Here is a 17210-nt window from a genome sequence, read left to right on the forward strand (position 1 = left end):
GGAAGGCGGGCGGTTGTACCCGGTGTGACGGTGGAACCACGCACCAACATCGGGATCCCGGCGGCGGCAACCTGCCCGGCCTGGCGGGTCAGGTGGGCGGAGCGGGAGAGCGGGCGGCGGTCGCGCGCGTACGACGCCGAGGTCGAGGGCTGGCACCGGCACAACGACCACCTGATCCGGCTGCGGATCGAGGCCGCCGGCTTCCTCGGGTACGCGCAGCCGCGCACCGGCCTGCCGGTGGACCTCGGCGACGACGAGGTCGTGTTCCGGGTGCTGCCGGCCGGGGAGCTGGTCGAGGCGGGGGCCCGGCACGTGCCCGGGCTGCCCGCGCCGGGGCTGACGGTCGCCACGGCCGAGGTCGCGGCGACGGATCGCGCGCTGCCGAAGGGGCTCCGGGCCGTCGACGCGGGCCCGGTCGTCGTGACCAACCACCGGGTGGCGTTCGCCGGCCGCGCGGGACGGCGCGAGTGGGCGTACGCGGACATGCTCGGGGCCGCGCACCACCCCGACGTCCCGCTGACCCTGCTGCACACCACCGACGGCGGCCGGCTCGCCGGGCTGCGGGTGCCGGCCACCGCCATGGTGAACTTCCGCTTCTATCTCACGCTCGCCCTCGCCGCCGCCACCGGGGAACGCGCCGCCGTCGTCGCACAGCTCGACGCCCTGCTGGCCGCCCACCAGCACGTGCGGCCGGCTCCGCCGTCGCCGGTCGCGCCGGGCCAGGCTCCGCTGACCGCGCTGCGCCCCGATCGCCGGGTGGCTCTCGCCGCCGCTGTCGCCACGCTGGCGTACGCGATGCTGACCGCCGGCACGTTCGGGCAGGAGCGGCCCGGCCCGTCGTACCGGGCGGACGGCGGCGCCGGGAGCGTTCCCGCCGTGACGGCCGTGCCGACCGGCACCACGACCGCCGCCGAGGAGCCGGTGGTGCCGGACGAGGCCGGGCCGGGCGCCGGCGGGACGGCGGTGCCCCGGGTCCGCGTCGCCGCGGGAGCGCGGGTGCCGGTCGTGCGGCAGGACGTGCTGAGCCGGGGTGCCTCCGATCCGCCGGCCGCCCCGCCGAGGGGTCCGGTGCCCGCTCCGCCGCCGGCCGTCGCTCCGGCCCCGCCGCCGGCCGTCGCCCCGGCCCCGCCCGCCGCCGCGCCCCCTGCCGCCCCGGTGCCGACCACCACCGCGCCGGTCGCCCCGGCGCCCGCCCCGACCACCGCGCCGCCGCCGTCGGAGCCCGCCGTGGTCGACCTCTGTCTGGACGTCCTCCGGCTGCCCCTGCTGGACCGACTCCTCTGCCCGCCCATGAGGTGAGGGTTCCGCCCGTGCGGTGAGGGTTCCGCCTCCGCGGAAGCGGGCTCCTGCCGGCCACCGACAACAAATCTTGTCTTGACAGGAAGAGTTGTCGGTGGGAGGGTCGTGTCATGTTCGACATCGCGGTGATCGAGGATCCGGCGGCGGCCGAGGCGTCGCTGGACCCCATCCGGGCCCGGCTGCTCGCCGAGCTCGCCGAGCCGGCCTCGGCGACCATGCTCGCCGCCCGCGTCGGCCTGCCCCGGCAGAAGGTCAACTACCACCTGCGCGCGCTGGAACAGCACGGTCTCGTCGAGCTGGTCGAGGAGCGCCGCAAGGGCAACGTCACCGAACGCGTCCTGCGCGCCACCGCCGCCTCCTACGTCATCTCACCCACCGCTCTGGCCGCCGTGCGCCCCGACCCCTCCCACGCTCCCGACCGGCTCTCCGCCCGCTGGCTGCTCGCCCTCGCCGCCCGCCTCGTCCAGGACGTCGGCTCCCTCATCACCGGCGCCGACCGCGCCGGCAAGCGCGTCGCCACGTTCGCCGTCGACGCCACCGTCCGCTTCGCCACCCCCGCCGACCGTGCGGCCTTCGCCGAGGAACTCGCCACCACCATCACCAGCCTCGTCGCGCGATACCACGACGAGAGCGCCCCGGGCGGCCGCGACCACCGCGTCGTACTCGCCCTGCACCCCAGCGCCGACCCCGCCCCGGCGACCTCGTCCGGCACCGACACCGACACATCGATCGAAGGGCACTGACATGGGACACCGCTTCGAGCTGCACAAGGACGTCGAACTGGCCGCCACCCCCGAGCAGGTGTGGGAGGCCATCGCCACGGGCCCGGGCATCGACTCCTGGTTCATGGGCCGCAGCGAGATCGAGCCCGGTGAGGGCGGGCGGACCCGGCTGACCATGGCCGGCCACGTCGAGGAGGCGACGATCACCGCCTGGGAGCCGGGGAAGCGGTTCGCGGACCGCACCGAGCCGGGGCCGGACGGCACCTTCATGGCCATGGAATACCTGATCGAGGGCCGCGACCAGGGCAGCACGGTGCTCCGGCTCGTCCAGAGCGGCGTCCTCGGGGACAACTGGGAGACCGAGTACGAGGCGATGGCCGTCGGCTGGGACATGTACCTGGGGACGCTGGCCGCGTACCTCGCCCACTTCCCCGGTCGGACCGCCGCCCCGGTCTCGGCGTTCCGTCCCGGTGCCGGCGGCCCGGACAAGGTGTGGGCGGCGGTGACCCGCGCCCTCGGTCTCGACGGCCCGGTCGCGGAGGGGCAGCTGGTCCGGCTCACCGTGGACGGCCTGCCGCCGGTCGAGGGGGTCGTCGACCTCGTTTGCCTCCCGACGTACGTCGGCGTCCGCACCGCCGACGGCCTCTACCGGTTCCTCTACTCCGGCGCCGAGCGGGGCGACGCCCTGGTCCTCGGCCACCACGTCTTCGCGGCGGGCCAGGATTCGGCCCGTGTCGAGCGGGCCTGGCAGAGTTGGGTGACGGCCCTGCCGATCGGCTGAACCACCGGCGGCACCCGGCGGCGCGGGGCCACCCGGGGCGACCCTCCACGGACGGAGGGCGGCTCTGGGCGGCCCCGCGCCGCTTCTTGCACATCGTTGGCAATTGCGGGATGCTGGCGTCAGCGGCGTTGGAGATCATCTGGCCGCGTGGCGGGTCGCTCCCGCCACGCGGCACCGATCCGGCCCGCCGCCGGCCACGCCGCACGCCATCGGCCGCGGTCACGGCCGGCCCACATCAGGGCCCCGGCGCGGCGAACGCCGGGGTCGTGCGACGAACAGACCCGGGGAGCATGTGATGGGTACGCCTGTGTCGGTGCGCGTGGCGGCGATGGCCGTCGGCGCCGTCCTGGCCGTGGCGGGCTGCTCGTCCCCGACGAGCACGTCGACGGGCGCCGGCGCGGCTGACACCCTCGTCGTGGCGACGGCGGTGGAGCCCGAGGCGTTGAACCCGGTGCTCAACTACGGGGTCGACGGCGGCTCGCTGATCTTCGACGGGCTGGTCGAGCGCGACGCGCGCAACCAGTTGGTGCCGGCGTTGGCGCGGGAACTGCCGGCCGTGTCGGCGGACGGGAAGACCGTCACCGTGAAGCTGCGCGACGGCGTGCTGTTCCACGACGGCAGCCCACTGACCGCGCAGGACGTGGTCTTCACCTACCAGGCGGTGCTGGACCCGAAGGTCGACTCGACGCTCCGCTCCGACCTCGACATGCTCGCCTCGGTCACCGCGCCGGACCCGTCGACCGTGGTGTTCTCCCTGAAGTACGCCTACGCGCCGTTCCCGCAGCGGCTGGCGCTGGGCATCGTGCCGGCCAAGGCGCTGGCCGGGCAGGACATCAACAAGGCCGAGTTCAACCGCAGGCCGGTGGGCACCGGCCCGTACCGGGTGACGTCGTGGACCCCGGGCGACCGGCTCGTGCTCGCGGCCAACGAGAAGTACTGGGGCGGCAGGCCCGCCAACTCCGGCGTCGTGGTCGCGTTCGTCCCCGACGACAACGTCCGCGCGCAGCGGATGCGGGCGGGCGAGTTCGACGCGGCGGAGCTGGCGCCGAAGCTGGCCGCCAGTTTCGACGGGCTGGCCGGCCACCGGGTGGAGCGGGTGCCGACCGCCGACTACCGGGGCGTGGTGCTGCCGATGGGCAACCCCGTCACCGGCGACCCGGCGGTGCGGCGGGCGCTGAACGCGGCGGTGGACCGCGCGGCGATGGTCACCGGCCTGCTCGGCGGGGCGGGGGAGCCGGCGTTCGGGCCGGTCCCGCCGTCGTCGGAGTTCGCCGAGCCGTCGATCGTCGGCAAGCCCGCCGCCGACCCGGCCGCCGCGACCGCCGCCCTCGACGCCGCCGGCTGGACGCCGGGACCGGACGGCATCCGCGCGAAGGACGGCCGGAAGGCGGCGTTCGCGCTGATGTACCCGGCCACCGACAGCCTCCGCAAGGAACTCGCCCTCGCGGTGACCGCCGACGCGAAGAAGGTCGGCATCGAGATCACCCCGGAGGGCCTGACCTGGGACGCGATCACCCCGCGGATGAAGGACGACGCGGTGGTCATGGGCTTCGGCACCCCGTACGACCCGGACTTCATCACCTACAAGCTGTTCCGCTCCGACTTCGCCGGCCAGGGCTTCTTCAACCCCGGCTCCTACCGCTCCGCCGTGGTGGACAAGGCGTTGCAGGACGCCCGCGACAACGCCGCCCCGGCCACCCGCAAGGCCGCGTACGCCACGTTCCAGAAGCAGCTCGCCACCGACCTGCCGTGGGTGTTCCTCACCTACCTCCAGCACACCTACGTCGTGAAGGACGGCCTCGCCGGGGTGACGCCGCGGGTGGAGCCGCACGAGCACGACGTGGCCAACAGCCTCTGGTGGAACATCCACACCTGGACGAGGAAGTGACCGCCCCGGCCCCGGCCACCCGCGCCCGTCGCCGCCGACGGCTGGCGGGCGCCGGTGCCGTGGTCCGCCGGCGCCTGTTGGTGGCCGTGCCGGTCCTCGCCGCCACCAGCGTCGGCATGTTCGCCCTCGGCGCGGCCTCGCCGATCGACCCCGCCCACCAGTACGCGGGCGCGGCGGCGTTCACCACCAGCGAGGAGAACCTGGCGCAGATCCGCGCCAACTGGGGGGTCGACGACCCGCTGCCGGTGCAGTACCTCCGCTGGGTGGGCAACCTGCTCCGCGGCGACCTGGGCTGGTCGACCAGCCGGCACGAACCCGTCACCTCCGTGCTGGCCGCCCGCGCCGGCTGGACCCTGCTGCTCGTGGGCGCCGCCCTCGCCCTCGTCCTCGTGGCGAGCCTGCTGCTCGGCACCCTGGCCGCGTACCGGCGGGGCGGCTGGTTCGACCGGGCGCTGCGCGCCACCGCGTACGCGGTGCAGTCCATGCCGGTGTTCTGGATCGGGCTGGCCGCGATCGCCCTGTTCGCCCTGACCCTCGGCTGGCTGCCGGCGGGCGGGCTCACCGACGTCACCGCCACCACCACCGACCCCGCCGACGTGGCCCGGCACCTGGTCCTGCCCGTGACGGTGCTGGCGGTCGCCCAGGCGCCGTGGTTCGTCCTGTTCATCCGCGACGCCGTCGCCGAGAGCCTCCGCGACGACCACGTCCTCGCCGCCCGGGCCCGGGGGCTACCCGGCCGCACCGTCCTGTTCGGCCACGCCCTGCGTACCGCGCTGCTGCCGTTCCTCACCCTCGTCGGCACCCACCTGCCGGAGCTGATCGGGGGCGCCGTCCTGGTGGAGACCGTGTTCTCCCTGCCCGGTCTCGGCGCGGTGACGGTGCAGGCCGCGCTGGGCAGCGACTTCCCGCTGCTGGCCGCGACCACCCTCGCCACCACCGTCGTGGTGCTGGCCGCGAACCTGGCCACCGACCTCGCCTACTCCGCCGCCGATCCCCGGGTACGCCTCGATGACTGATCTCGTCCGCCCCGCCCGCGTCCGGCGGCCGAAGCCGCGTGCCGGCCGCGCCGGTGCCGCCGTCGCCTGGGCCGTGCTCGTCGGCGCGGGCCTGGCCTGCCTGCTCGCCCCCGTCCTCTGGCCGCTCGACGAGAGCGCCGTCGACCTGGCGCGTACCCGGCTCGCGCCCTCGGCCGCACACCCGGCCGGCACCGACGACCTGGGCCGCGACGTGGCCCACCGCAGCCTCTACGGCCTGCGCGTGTCCCTGCTCGTCGGCGCGGTCGCCGCGCTCGTGGCCACCGTGATCGGCGGCCTCGTCGGGGCGGTCGCCGGCACCCTCGGCGGCTGGGTCGACCGGGCGCTGATGCGGGTGGTCGACACCATCGCGGCGCTGCCGCACCTGCTGCTCGGCATCTTCATCGTCGCGATGCTGCGCCCCAGCCTCGGCGCGGTGATCGTGTCGATCGGGCTGACGCATTGGCTGTCCACCGCCCGCATCGTCCGCTCGGAGCTGCTCAGCCTGCGTACCCGGCCATTCATCGACGCCGCGGTGGCCGGCGGCGCCAGCCGCGCCCGGGTGCTCACCCGGCACCTGCTCCCGCACGTGCTGCCCCGGCTGGCCCTGGCGACCACGCTGATGGTGCCGCACGCCGTCTGGCACGAGACCGCGCTGTCCTTCCTGGGTCTCGGCCTGCCCCCGCACCTGGCCTCCATCGGCAACATGATCAACGACGGGCAGCGGTCCCTGCTCACCGGCGCCTGGTGGGCCAGCCTCGTCCCGGGCCTGCTCCTCGTCGTCGTCACGCTGGCCCTGGCCACCCTCACCGGCCGGTGGCGCGACCGCCTCGACCCGCGCGTACGAGCGGAGCTGAACCTGTGACCACCACCCGCGAGCCCCGCGCCGCCACGGCCGGCACCGCCGAAGCCGGGACCGCCACGGCAGCCACGGCCGGCGCCGCCGCCGGCACCCCGCGCCCCGCCCTGCTGGAGGTCGACGGGCTGACCGTCCGCTTCCAGCTCCGCGACGCCGTGGTGCGGGCCGTCACCGACCTGCGCCTGACCATCCGTCCCGGCGAACTGGTCGCCGTGGTGGGGGAGTCCGGCTGCGGCAAGTCGGTGCTCGCCCACGCCCTGCTCGGCCTGCTCCCCGGCAACGCCTCCGTCTCGGGCCACGCCCGGCTGCGCCCGCCCGGCGGGGAGGAGGTCGACCTGATCGGCTGCACCGAGCGCCACCTCGCCCGCGCCGTACGCGGCCGCGCGGTCGGGCTGGTGCCGCAGAGCCCCGCCACCGCGCTGACCCCCGTACGCACCGGCCGGCGGTTGCTGGAGGAGACCCTGCGCGCCCACGGGCACACCCGCCGCGACGCGCCCGCGGCGGCCGAGCGGGTCGCCGCCGACGTCGGGCTCGACCCCGCCGACCTCGACCGCTACCCCCACGAGCTGTCCGGCGGTATGGCGCAGCGCCTGGCCACCGCCCTCGCGCTCGCCCCCGACCCGCCGCTGCTGCTCGCCGACGAACCCACCACGGGCCTCGACCGGCCCCTGGTCGACCACACCCTCGACCTGCTGCGCCGCCGCTGCGACGCCGGGAACGCCGTCCTGCTCATCACCCACGACCTGGCCGCCGCCCGCCGCGTCGCCGACACCGTCGCCGTCATGTACGCCAGCCGCGTCGTCGAGCGTCGGCCCACCGAGGCGCTGTTCACCGCGCCCGCCCACCCCTACACCGCCGGCCTGCTCGACGCCCTGCCCGAGCGGGCGTTCCGCCCCGTGCCCGGCCACCCACCGATTCTCACCGACCTGCCCGACGGCTGCGCCTTCGCCCCGCGCTGCGACCGCGCCACCGACACCTGCCGCACGGCGCCCACCGTGATCGGGGAGGGCTCCGGCCAGGTCGCCTGCCACCACCCGCTGTCCGTCGGAGCGCCGGAATGACCACGACCACGACCACCGGTCACAGCCCCGGACCGGCCGCCGCCACCGCCGCCGCCCTCGCCGCCCACCAGGTCACCGTCGCCTACGGCCGGCAGCGCGTCCTCGACCGCGTCGACCTGCACGTCGCCCCCGGCGAGACGGTCGGGCTGCGCGGGCCCTCGGGCAGCGGCAAGTCCACCCTGGCCCGGGTCCTGGCCCTGCTGCACGCCCCCGACGCCGGGCACGTCACCCTCGACGGCCACCGGGTCGCCGGCGTCCGCCACCGGCTGCCGGCCGCCGTCCGCACCCGCGTCGCGATCCTGTTCCAGAGCCCACGCGCCGCCACCGACCCGCGGCTCAGCCTGGCGGACATCGTCGCCGAGCCGCTCCGCGCGACCGGCGTACCGGCCGAGCAGGCCGCGGCCCGCGCGGCCGAACTGGCCGATCTCACCGGCCTCACCCCGGACCTGCTCGCCCGCCGCCCGCACGCGGTCAGCGACGGGCAGTTGCAACGGGCCTGCCTCGCCCGGGCGCTCGTGCACCGGCCGGCCTACCTGCTCTGCGACGAGGCCACCGCCATGCTCGACGCCTCCACCCAGGCCCACCTCGCCGCCGTCATCACCGACTACCAGCGCCAGCACGGCGCCGGGGTCCTGCTGATCACCCACGACCCGGCCCTGATGGCCCGCTGGGCGACCCGGGTCGTCGACCTCCCGCCCCCGCCGGGGGCGTGAACCGCCGCGCGCCGCGCCGTCCACAGTGGTGACGAAGGCCGATCGATGGCGTTCGTCACCGTGGCATTCGGGGCCGGGCGCAGGCTAGTGTGACGCTGCCGTGGTGTTCGGGAAGCCGGTGGAAGACCGGTGCGGCCCTCGCCACTGTGATCGGGAAGTTCGCGGCCCTCGTCGTCAGAGGTCACTGGGCGTTTCGCACGCCTGGGAAGGCCGGCCACGGACGCACCTCCCGTCAGCCAGGAGACCGGCCACGGCACTGCGATGACCCGTCCACGAGGTGCTGGAAGGCGATCCCGATGCGCGTGCGCGCTGTGCGGTCCACCCTGTCCCGACATGTCACCCACCACCCGCCCGCGTCGTGACCCGGCACCTGCCGCCCGGCACGACCGGGACCAAGGAGTCGGACATGACCGCCGCACCGGGCTGTCTGGTCACCGTGTGCCGCGACTGCTGCTGCGGCAGCACCCGCAAACACCCCACCGTCGACCACGACGCGCAGCTACGGCGACTGCGGGCCGCGCTGCCGGCGCCGCACCGGATACGAATCAGCGACTGCCTCGATCTCTGCGCGCAGTCCAACCTGGTCGTCGTCCACCCCGCGCCCGCGGCGCGGCGCGCCGGTGCGCGGCCGGTCTGGTTCGGCCTGGTCCTGCACGACTCGGTGGTCGACGACATCGCCGCCTGGGTGCGCGCCGGTGGGCCGGGCGTCGCGCCGTTGCCCGCCGTCCTGGAGCTGTCGGTGGTCACCCCGGCGCTCCCCACCGGCCGGTGAGGCTCACGTCCACTGCAACCGCGTCGACCGTGGCGCCGGCCTCGGTCAACTTCAAGGGCGGCCGCGACGCGCTGCTGTCATCGATGGCGCGGCCGGACTGCTGCCCAGGAACGACAACCTGCCCCCGCCGACGAGTCATGGTGGCTGGACTACCGCCAGCGAGTGGAGCAGGCTGCCCTCGACGCCAGCAAACGCAGCAACTACGCCAGGATGGGTGGCGTACCGGTCCTCCGTGATCGGCGCTGTCGGCCCTGGCCCCGGTCCGATCTGCCCGACCTGTCGGTCGGCACCAGGTGGGTTGTCGGCGGCTGGACTCGCCTACCGGCCGGTGGCTACCCCCAGTTCCGGGCAGCGAGGGCGTAGGGGCCGAACCTGCCCCAGGCGACCAACGCCGCCAACGCGAGCACCACCAGGTTGCCGATGCTGTGGGGGTGTTCTCCCCGGCCGATGTGCACGATCCCGCCGCCGAGCATGACAACGGCGAGACCGGTGGCGGCGATCGGAGTGAGCACAGGCGCGATCAAGGTGAGGGCGGGAAGGATCAGCCCGACCGCGCCGAGCACCTCCAGGACGCCGATCACCTTCACCATTCCGGAAGAGAAGTCGACCACCCACGGCATCAACGGGACGAGCGAGTTTTTGGCCATGACGACCTTCATGCCGCCCGCCCCGGCGAACAGGACGGCGAGGAGGCCCTGGGCGACCCAGAGAACGATCTTCAACGTAACTCTCCACAAAACGAAGGGAATCCTGCGGTTAAGCGGTGCGCCAACCGTACCAGAAACGCAGGGCACCCTTCACTACGTAGGATTGGGTCATGAGATCGGGTAAGGGGCTGCGGAGGGACGCCGAACTCAACCGGGGACGCGTCGTGGCGGCAGCCCGTGCGGTGTTCGGCGAGCGCGGGCTGGAGGCACCGCTCGAGGATGTGGCCCGGCGGGCCGAGGTCAACATCGCCACCCTCTACCGGCACTTCCCGAAGCGGGAGTCACTGATTGAGGCGGTACTGACCGATCGGCTGAACGAGCTGGCCGACCTCGCCGAGCAGGCCGTTCGGGCACCCGACCCCGGGGCCGCCTTCCGCGACTTCGTCGAGCGGGTGTGTGCGATGCAGGCCGCCGACCGAGCGGTGACCGAAGGCTTCACCGCCTGTTTCCCCAACTCGCCCGGCATGGAGGAACCCCGGTCCCGGGCGCTGGGCGCACTGGATGCCCTGATCCGGCGCGCCCAGCAGGAGGGCCAGCTGCGCTCCGACGTGACGGGGGCCGACGTCATGCTGTTCCTGATGGCCAACGCCGGCGTGCTGCGCTCCACCCGGCAGTCGGCGCCGGGGGCGTGGCGGCGCCTGGTGGCGCGACTGCTCGACGCCTGCCATCCGGAGGGCTTCGCATCCGCACTGCCCCCCGTCCCCACTTCCGAGGAGCTGCACGCGGCCATGGTCGCCACCCGCCCCGGCCGCTGACCAGCCAACGGTCGGATAGCGAACTTGCATGCTGGCACTGCCCGGGACCCGAGCGACGTACAGCGGGCGTACGAGGCGATGGCCAATGTGTGGTCGGGCGTACGGCTACCAAGACGCCCCGATCGAGGTGCTGCGGCTGCTGGTGCGAGTAGGTTGAGGCGGGCAACTCGGCAGGACGCGCCCTAGTCCTGGAGATCGGCGCCGAGATACCTGACCACCGCCGCCACCCGTCGGTGAGTGTCCGGGGTGTTGTCCAGACCCAGCTTGTGGAAGATCGCGTTGACGTTCTTCTCGACGGCCGACACCGACAGGTGCAGCGAGCGGGCGATGCCCACGTTGGACCTGCCCAGCGCCATCTCGCCGAGGACCTCCCGTTCGCGGGGGGTGAGCCCGGCAGGTTCGGCACGGCTGCGACTGACCCGGCGGGCGATGAGACCGTCGACCACCTTCGGGTCGATCACGGAGCCGCCGGCGACGACCGCCCTGATCGCCGCCACCAGGTCGTCCAGGTTCCCGATCCGGTCCTTCAACAGGTAGGCGAGCCCTTCGGTGCCGTGCCGGAACAGTTCGAAGGCGAACAGCGCGTCCCGGTACTGGGACAGCACCACGACCCCGGTCCGGGAGTGCTCGGCCCGTACGCGGTGTGCCGCGTCGATCCCCTCCAGCCCGGCGCGGAAGCCGGCACCGGGCATGCGGATGTCGGTGACGATCACATCCGGTTCGAACCGGCGCACCGCGTCCATGAGCTCGTCGGCGCTGCCGACGGCGGCGACCACGTCGACCTCGCCGGTGGTCTCGAGCAACTGCCGTACGCCTTCCCGGACGAGATAGTGGTCGTCGGCGAGGACGGCGCGCACCGTCTCAGGCATCGCCCGGTATCCAGGCACTCACGTGTGTTCCCCTCCCGGGCGTGCTCGTCACCGTCAGGTGCCCGCCGAGCGCCGTGAGCCGGTCGGCGAGCGGCCCGAGCCCGCGCCGCGGCACGGCGTGCGGGTCGAAGCCCCTTCCGTCGTCGGACACGTCCAGCAGCAGCCGGTCGGCGCGCTGCGCCAGGCGTACCTCGACCCGCGAGGCGGCGGCATGCTTCAACGCGTTGGCGAGGGCCTCGCCGATGGTGAAGTATGCCGCGCCCTCGACGTCGTCGGAGAACCGTCGCCCACGTAGCGCGTCGTCGACCGTGACCGTGACGTCGAGGGGCAGACGGCCGCACAGCTCCTCCACCGCCTCGACGACGCCGCCCTGGGCCAGGGCGGTCGGGTGGATCCCCGCGGCCAGCTCCCGCAGGTCTTCGAGCGTGGCGCGCGCCTGCTCGCGGAGGCGCACCATGGTCTCGGGGCGGGGCCCGGCGGCGCGGGCGAGTTCGAGTCCGGCGATCAGCGCGACGAGTTGCTGCTGGACGCCGTCGTGGATGTTGCGCTCGATGCGTCGGCGTTCGGTCTCCTGGGCGTGCACCAGCCGGGCCGCCAGGCGCGCGCTGCGCAGGGCGAGACCCGCCTGGGCGGCCAGGGCCAGCAGCAGGCTGCGGTCCCGGTCGGTGATCCTGCCCTCGATCTTCGGCCCGCACGAGAGGCGGCCGGTGACCGCCCCGTCGCTCATGATCGGGACCGTGAGGGCCGGGGGACCGCTGCCCTCGTCGGCCACGGCCCGCGTGCCGTCCTCCAGTTCGACGGCGACCCAGGTCGTCGCGAGGGCGGACCGGGCGACGTGCGCCAGGTGCTGGAGCTGGCTGCTCGGCTCGGTCATCGAGTCGAGCGTCGCGCTGGTCTCCGCGAGCAGCTCGGCGGCCGTGGGGCGGACCCCGAAGACGAGCCGCTCGGCGAGCGCCTCCAGCCGGTTCCGTACCGGTTGGAAGACGAGGGTGACGCCCACGGCGAGGGCCACCGCCACCGTCACGGGCAGCCGCTCGCCGGCAACGACTCCGAGGGCCATCGCCACCCCGGCGTAGACGAGGGCGATCGCGGACCACAGCAGGCCGTAGACCAGGGACTTCTGGGCGACGACGCGGATGTCGAGCAGGCGGTACCGCACCACCGCCACCCCGACGGCCGCCGGTACGGCGCCGAGGACGGACAGCACGGCGAGCCAGTCGAGATAGGCCGGGAGGTGTCCGCCGTCGATGCCGAGGATGAGAACGAAGCCGGACAGGTTCACCACGACGCCGGCCGCCATCCAGCGCAGCTGACGCCGCTCCGCCGGCGTCGCCCCGCGCCAGCGGACGAGCAGCCCGACCAACGCGCCCGCCGCGAGCACGGGCGTCAGCAGCGTGGTCACCGTGACCGCGACGAACGCCGCCGCACCGGCGATGCCGCGCAGCCCGAGCGGATTCGGCAACGGCACGTCCTGGTCGAGGTTGCCCGGCACGAGGACGACGGCGACGGCGTGCACGGCGATGCAGGCGCCACCGGCCCAGGCGAGCGGCCGCCACCGCGGCGAGGGCAGGCGGCCGTCGGGGAAGAGCAGCGGAATGAAGATCCAGTTCAGGCCGTAGTGCACGCTGAACAGCGAGGCTCCCGCCACCGCGGGGCCGAGCCCGTCCGCGCCCGATCCGCTCCTCGCCGCGTACAACAGGTAGCCCACCGACAGGCCACCGATTCCGAGGCACAGCGCCGAGGCGAGCATCAGCCAGCCGTACGGGTTGCGCGGGCGGCGACTGGCGATGAGCCAGCCGAGCGCGGGCAGCAGCATCCCGGTCAGCGCGAAGAGCCACTGGGCCGGCGGGACGGGTACGCCCGTCTCCAGCACGCTGCCGGTCAGGGTGCCCGCGCCGGCCACCAGTGCGATCGCCGTGGCGAGCGGGCGGGCCCACGCCGGTGCCGGCGCGTCGGGCGGCGTGGGGTCGCCGGCCCCGCGCGGTGTCCGCGCGGGTGGTCGCCGGGCCACGTCCGGCGGGACCGGCGACCCGGCCGGCGCCGGGACACCACGACCGTCGGCGCTCCCGGCCACCGGGCCGGGCCGGGTCGGCGGATCAGGCCGGCGACGCATCGACGGCACCGCGTGCCTCTGCCGGCCGCACCGCGCGGAACTCGAGCAGCGCGAAGCCCGTTCCGATCGCCACCACCGTCAGCACGCCCTCCGGCCAGTAGATGTGACTGCCGAGCCAGAACACCGCCGCGACGAGCAGCACCACGACGCCGGGCACCGCCGGGCGCCCGTACCGGGAGACCAGGGCGACGGCAGCGCCGGCGGCGGCGACCAGGAAGCCCAGCGCGCCGACCAGTCCCACCGCGCCGCCGACCTCACTCAGCCCGTCGATCTGTTCCTGTACGTCGATCACGTCCTCCGCGCCGATCATCAGCCGGCCGGCGGCGATCCCCGCGATGGCGTCGAGCCCCGTGTAGAAGATGGCGTAGACGTAGCAGCCGACCCGGGCCACTGACACCGCCCGTCCGGCCGCAGACCGTAGCAGGGTGAGGAGGCCGGCCGCCAGCAGCGGGAACACGGGCAGCAGGGCGAGGTGCAGGGCCGTCCATTGTCGCGCCGTGTCGGGCGTCAGGTGGTGTGGGTGCAGCAGGCCGGCCAGCGCGAGAACGGCCGGCGGCCCGAGCAGGAGGGCGAGCCGGGCGGTGCGGCGTGGGGTGCGGGGCCGGGCCGGCGCGCCCGCCGGCGAGGACAGCGTGCTCATCGTGTCGTCTCTTCTCGTCGTCTCGGTTCTGTTTGGGGGCATGTCGCGTGCGGGTCCGGCTACCGCCCGGCCGGCTCCGCGGCGAGGGTGGCGTCGAGGAAGCCGGCGACGCGGCGCTCGTACTCCTGCGGGCGCGCGGCCAGCCCGCCGGTGTGGCCGGCCTCCGGGATCTCCCAGATGTCGGCGGCGCCCCCGGCGGCCTGGTGGTAGCGGGGGTTGAGGTGTTCCCCGCCCTGACCGCGGCGGCTCCAGATCAGCAGGGCCCGTGCGTCGCCGAGCCGCGTCAGCAGGCTCGGGAGCGTCGGGGGCGGTAGGCCCCCGGAGAAGACCGCGACGCCGAGCGTGATCGTCACCGACATCGGCGCCAGGACCAGGTTCTCCAGGTCGGGGTGCGCCAGATCCTCCGCCGCCCACCGCGTCCCGGCGCCCTCGGCGACCACCGCGCGCAGGCCGGTTCCCCGGGCGGCCGCCTGAAGGAGGATCTCGCCGCCGACCGACAGGCCCAGGCCGCCCACGCGTCGCGGGTCGACCTCGGGACGCCCGGCCAGGAAGGCCAGTGCCGCGCGTACGTCGGTCTCACCCCGCCAGCCGAACAGGTTGACGTCTCCCTCACTGGTGCCCTGGCCCCGCGGACTCACCAGCAACACCCCGTACCCGTGCCGCCGGAGCATCCGGGCGTGCCGCAGGCCCCCGTGGCCGGGCACGACCACCACCGCGGCGCCGTTGTGCCCGGGCGCGTACCAGGCGGCGAGCGACAGCCCGTCCGCCGTCGGCAGCCGCACCGCTCGCCACGGATCGCCAGGGCTGAACGACGGCGGGACGTCGCGCGGGGCGTGGGTGGCGACGAAGGCGACACCGAGCGGCAGGACCACCTGCACCGCGACGAACGCCGCCCCCGCGCCGACCAGGATCCGGCGTAGGACGCGGGCCCGCGTCGAGCCGCCGGTGCGGCGCGCCCGCCACGCGCCTCGCACCCCGACGGCGAGCAGCGCGCCACCGGCGGCGGTGGCCGCGATGCCGGTGTAGTCGTCGCCGGCGGGGCCCGCCGACGTGGCATGGGCCACCGGCACGGCGAGGCCGACGCCGAGGGCGAGCAGGCCGACCGCGGTGCTGACGGCCGCCCGCGCCGGTGCCCGCCAGGCCGCGTGACGCCAGGCCGTCCACAGCAACGCCGACACCGGCAGGGCGCTGAGGATGTGGTCCGCGGCCGTCGTGCCCGGTTCCGGATGCAGCACGGCGTCGTCCAACAGGTACCCGGCGATGACCAGGAACAACGTCCCTGCCAGCCAGGTCTCGGCCCGCCCCGTGGGGTCGGCCGGCGGTGATGGCGGTTTCACGGGGGTCGAGCCTGCCAGCGCGGACGGGCGCGCGCCCTGTGGTTGTCCGCAGTTCTGTTGCGGTTGTCCGCCCGCTGGTTCTCGGTGGCCAGCACACTTCGCGGCCGGCGCCCGGATGCCTAGTTTCGACGGCCGGAGGTGGGATCGGAATGACGATCATGAATACGTATCCACCGCGTCGGCGCGGCCGTACGACGGTGGTGCTCGCGGCTGTCGCGGTGGGACTGCTGCTCGGCACCCTGGCGATGCCCAGCGGCATCCGACTCGGCGGCGAACGCACCGGTGACGCCGAGCTGGCCCGGACCGTCCGGCAGGCCGCCTGGCCGTCCGCCGGACACCTGGGCCTGTCCGTCGCGCTGGTCGAGAACGGCGCCGTCCGCACGGCCGGGCTCGGCACGACCCGGTTGTCGGGCGGGCGGCCGGTCGACGAACGCACCCCGTTCGAGTTCGGCTCGGTCACGAAGACGATGACGGGCATGATCCTCGCCGACATGGTGGCCAGGAAGGAGGTCAGCCCGCAGACGACGGTAGGGGAGCTCTTCCCGGACACCACGTTTCGCGATCCGGCGGTCGCGGGAGCCTCCCTGGAGGAACTCGCGAGCCAGCGCTCCGGCATCCCGAGCGTCCCTCCCTCGCTCAATGATCCCGCGACGCTCGTCGGCAGCATCATCGGCGGCAACCCGTACGGCGGCCAGAGCCCCCTGGACGTCGTCGACGACGCGGCCGGGTCGCGGGCCGTCGACAAGGGTCGGGTCGTCTACTCCAACCTCGGGATCGCCCTCCTCGGGCAGGCCCTCGCCGCCCGGGCCGGCACCAGCTACCAGGACCTGCTGCGACGCCGGATCCTCGAACCACTGGGCATGCGGGACACCACCCTGGTGGGCGACCCCGCCGACGTCCCCGCCGACGGCGCCCGCGGCTACATCACCTCGGGGCACGCGACCGAATTCTTCGCCAGCGACGGGTACCTCCCCTCGGGCGCGGGCGGCTGGTCCACCAGCGCCGACCTCGGCCGCTTCCTGGCCGCCACGATCGACGGGACGGCACCCGGCGCGGACGCCGCCCGACCCCGCTGGGACATCCCGGACGGCAGCAGGATCGGGTACGCCTGGCAGACCACCGACGGCATCACCTGGCACGACGGCAGCACCGCCGGATTCTCCAGTTTCGTCGGCTTCGACCCCGAGCGCCGGCGCGGGATCGTGATCCTCGGCAACACCTCCGCCTCGGTGGTGTACCTCGGCATGCGGCTGCTCGGCAGGGACGCGCCGACCCCGTCCGAGCGGCTCATCGCCGAGCTGCCGATGGCCGGGATCACCCTGCTGTGCCTCGTCGCGGCGGCGCGTACGGTCGAGGTCACCGCCCGCCGCGGGTCGCGGCGGCTGCTGCCCGGGCCCGACCGGCTGATGGTCGTCTCGATGAGCTGGCGCGCGGTCGCGCTGCTGAGCGTCGCCTGGACCCTCGGCTCCTGGAAACTGCTCTGGCCGCCGCTGTGGGCGCTCGCGGTGGCATTGTCGGTGGCCGGCGTCACCCTCGGCGTCCTCCGCTGGTCGCAGTTGCCCACCGCCCGGGGCCCCCGCCCGAGGCTGCGCTGGGTCACCAGCGTCGCGTCCGTGTCGCTCTGGACGGCGGTCGCCGCCGTCGTCGCCACGGCGTGGATCGCGCGCTGACCGTCGGAGTC

16 protein-coding genes and 1 riboswitch are annotated in these 17210 nt (G+C 74.8%); of the genes, 11 read left to right on the forward strand and 5 right to left on the reverse strand.

Going from position 1 to position 17210, the window contains the following annotated elements; genetic code table 11:
• Nucleotides 1-30: 30 nt before the first annotated feature.
• From ACFY23_RS03600 to ACFY23_RS03640, 9 genes are all read left to right on the forward strand, one after another.
• A complete protein-coding gene (locus tag ACFY23_RS03600) occupies nt 31-1299 on the forward strand; it encodes a hypothetical protein (RefSeq protein ID WP_350818892.1) in 1269 nt (422 codons plus the stop codon).
• Between the two features lie 110 nt (nt 1300-1409).
• Complete coding sequence (locus ACFY23_RS03605) at nt 1410-2042, forward strand: helix-turn-helix domain-containing protein (protein WP_350681106.1); 633 nt, start codon at nt 1410-1412, stop codon at nt 2040-2042.
• A 1-nt stretch (nt 2043) separates the two neighbouring features.
• Entirely contained in the window at nt 2044-2802 is a 759-nt protein-coding gene (locus tag ACFY23_RS03610; protein WP_350681104.1) for an SRPBCC domain-containing protein, read from the forward strand.
• 295 nt (nt 2803-3097) lie between these two features.
• A complete protein-coding gene (locus ACFY23_RS03615) occupies nt 3098-4690 on the forward strand; it encodes an ABC transporter substrate-binding protein (protein WP_350681102.1) in 1593 nt (530 codons plus the stop codon).
• On the forward strand, nt 4660-5706 hold the full coding sequence (locus ACFY23_RS03620) for an ABC transporter permease (protein ID WP_350681100.1): 1047 nt from the start codon (nt 4660-4662) through the stop codon (nt 5704-5706). Before ACFY23_RS03615 ends, ACFY23_RS03620 begins: the two co-directional genes overlap by 31 nt.
• Nucleotides 5699-6568, forward strand: a complete 870-nt coding sequence (locus ACFY23_RS03625; RefSeq protein WP_350681098.1) for an ABC transporter permease — start codon at nt 5699-5701, stop codon at nt 6566-6568. The genes ACFY23_RS03620 and ACFY23_RS03625 overlap by 8 nt, the downstream gene beginning before the upstream one ends.
• Nucleotides 6565-7623 (forward strand): ABC transporter ATP-binding protein, encoded by a 1059-nt coding sequence (locus tag ACFY23_RS03630; RefSeq protein WP_350681096.1) that lies wholly within the window; start codon nt 6565-6567, stop codon nt 7621-7623. Before ACFY23_RS03625 ends, ACFY23_RS03630 begins: the two co-directional genes overlap by 4 nt.
• The gene (locus ACFY23_RS03635) at nt 7620-8336 is read left to right on the forward strand and encodes an ATP-binding cassette domain-containing protein (protein WP_350681094.1); all 717 of its coding nucleotides are present in this window, start codon (nt 7620-7622) and stop codon (nt 8334-8336) included. Before ACFY23_RS03630 ends, ACFY23_RS03635 begins: the two co-directional genes overlap by 4 nt.
• 84 nt (nt 8337-8420) lie before the next feature.
• A riboswitch (cobalamin riboswitch) is annotated at nt 8421-8604 on the forward strand.
• A 138-nt stretch (nt 8605-8742) separates the two neighbouring features.
• Nucleotides 8743-9108: a hypothetical protein gene (locus ACFY23_RS03640; protein WP_350681092.1), complete on the forward strand. Its 366-nt coding sequence runs from the start codon at nt 8743-8745 to the stop codon at nt 9106-9108.
• Between the two features lie 332 nt (nt 9109-9440).
• On the opposite strand, the gene ACFY23_RS03645 is transcribed toward ACFY23_RS03640, so the two are convergent.
• A complete protein-coding gene (locus ACFY23_RS03645; protein WP_350681090.1) occupies nt 9441-9830 on the reverse strand; it encodes a DoxX family protein in 390 nt (129 codons plus the stop codon).
• A 95-nt stretch (nt 9831-9925) separates the two neighbouring features.
• On the opposite strand from ACFY23_RS03645, the gene ACFY23_RS03650 reads away from it, so the two are divergent.
• Nucleotides 9926-10570 (forward strand): helix-turn-helix domain-containing protein, encoded by a 645-nt coding sequence (locus ACFY23_RS03650; RefSeq protein WP_350681088.1) that lies wholly within the window; start codon nt 9926-9928, stop codon nt 10568-10570.
• Nucleotides 10571-10752: 182 nt separating this feature from the next.
• Here ACFY23_RS03650 and ACFY23_RS03655 read toward each other — a convergent pair whose 3' ends face one another.
• Genes ACFY23_RS03655 through ACFY23_RS03670 form a run of 4 tightly spaced genes read right to left on the reverse strand, consistent with a single transcriptional unit; the run spans nt 10753 to nt 15529 of the window.
• A complete protein-coding gene (locus ACFY23_RS03655) occupies nt 10753-11439 on the reverse strand; it encodes a response regulator transcription factor (protein ID WP_350681086.1) in 687 nt (228 codons plus the stop codon).
• Nucleotides 11432-13552 (reverse strand): sensor histidine kinase, encoded by a 2121-nt coding sequence (locus ACFY23_RS03660; RefSeq protein WP_350818891.1) that lies wholly within the window; start codon nt 13550-13552, stop codon nt 11432-11434. Before ACFY23_RS03660 ends, ACFY23_RS03655 begins: the two co-directional genes overlap by 8 nt.
• Complete coding sequence (locus ACFY23_RS03665; RefSeq protein WP_350684146.1) at nt 13536-14192, reverse strand: hypothetical protein; 657 nt, start codon at nt 14190-14192, stop codon at nt 13536-13538. The genes ACFY23_RS03660 and ACFY23_RS03665 overlap by 17 nt, the downstream gene beginning before the upstream one ends.
• Before the next feature lie 59 nt (nt 14193-14251).
• On the reverse strand, nt 14252-15529 hold the full coding sequence (locus tag ACFY23_RS03670; protein WP_350684145.1) for a CocE/NonD family hydrolase: 1278 nt from the start codon (nt 15527-15529) through the stop codon (nt 14252-14254).
• A gap of 149 nt (nt 15530-15678) precedes the next feature.
• Between ACFY23_RS03670 and ACFY23_RS03675 the strand changes: the two genes are divergently transcribed.
• Entirely contained in the window at nt 15679-17199 is a 1521-nt protein-coding gene (locus tag ACFY23_RS03675; RefSeq protein WP_350684144.1) for a serine hydrolase domain-containing protein, read from the forward strand.
• Nucleotides 17200-17210: the final 11 nt, after the last annotated feature.

This window comes from Micromonospora sp. NPDC000121 (assembly GCF_042899165.1).
Lineage (GTDB): Bacteria > Actinomycetota > Actinomycetes > Mycobacteriales > Micromonosporaceae > Micromonospora.

Bases quoted from the DNA above. Each gene is read 5' to 3' on its own strand.
- ACFY23_RS03605 (WP_350681106.1), top strand. From the start codon at position 1,410: ATGTTCGACATCGCGGTGATCGAGGATCCGGCGGCGGCCGAGGCGTCG.
- ACFY23_RS03635 (WP_350681094.1), top strand. From the start codon at position 7,620: ATGACCACGACCACGACCACCGGTCACAGCCCCGGACCGGCCGCCGCC.
- ACFY23_RS03665 (WP_350684146.1), bottom strand. From the start codon at position 14,192: ATGAGCACGCTGTCCTCGCCGGCGGGCGCGCCGGCCCGGCCCCGCACC.
- ACFY23_RS03655 (WP_350681086.1), bottom strand. From the start codon at position 11,439: ATGCCTGAGACGGTGCGCGCCGTCCTCGCCGACGACCACTATCTCGTC.
- ACFY23_RS03650 (WP_350681088.1), top strand. From the start codon at position 9,926: ATGAGATCGGGTAAGGGGCTGCGGAGGGACGCCGAACTCAACCGGGGA.
- ACFY23_RS03640 (WP_350681092.1), top strand. From the start codon at position 8,743: ATGACCGCCGCACCGGGCTGTCTGGTCACCGTGTGCCGCGACTGCTGC.
- ACFY23_RS03615 (WP_350681102.1), top strand. From the start codon at position 3,098: ATGGGTACGCCTGTGTCGGTGCGCGTGGCGGCGATGGCCGTCGGCGCC.
- ACFY23_RS03610 (WP_350681104.1), top strand. From the start codon at position 2,044: ATGGGACACCGCTTCGAGCTGCACAAGGACGTCGAACTGGCCGCCACC.
- ACFY23_RS03660 (WP_350818891.1), bottom strand. From the start codon at position 13,552: ATGCGTCGCCGGCCTGATCCGCCGACCCGGCCCGGCCCGGTGGCCGGG.
- ACFY23_RS03675 (WP_350684144.1), top strand. From the start codon at position 15,679: ATGACGATCATGAATACGTATCCACCGCGTCGGCGCGGCCGTACGACG.
- ACFY23_RS03625 (WP_350681098.1), top strand. From the start codon at position 5,699: ATGACTGATCTCGTCCGCCCCGCCCGCGTCCGGCGGCCGAAGCCGCGT.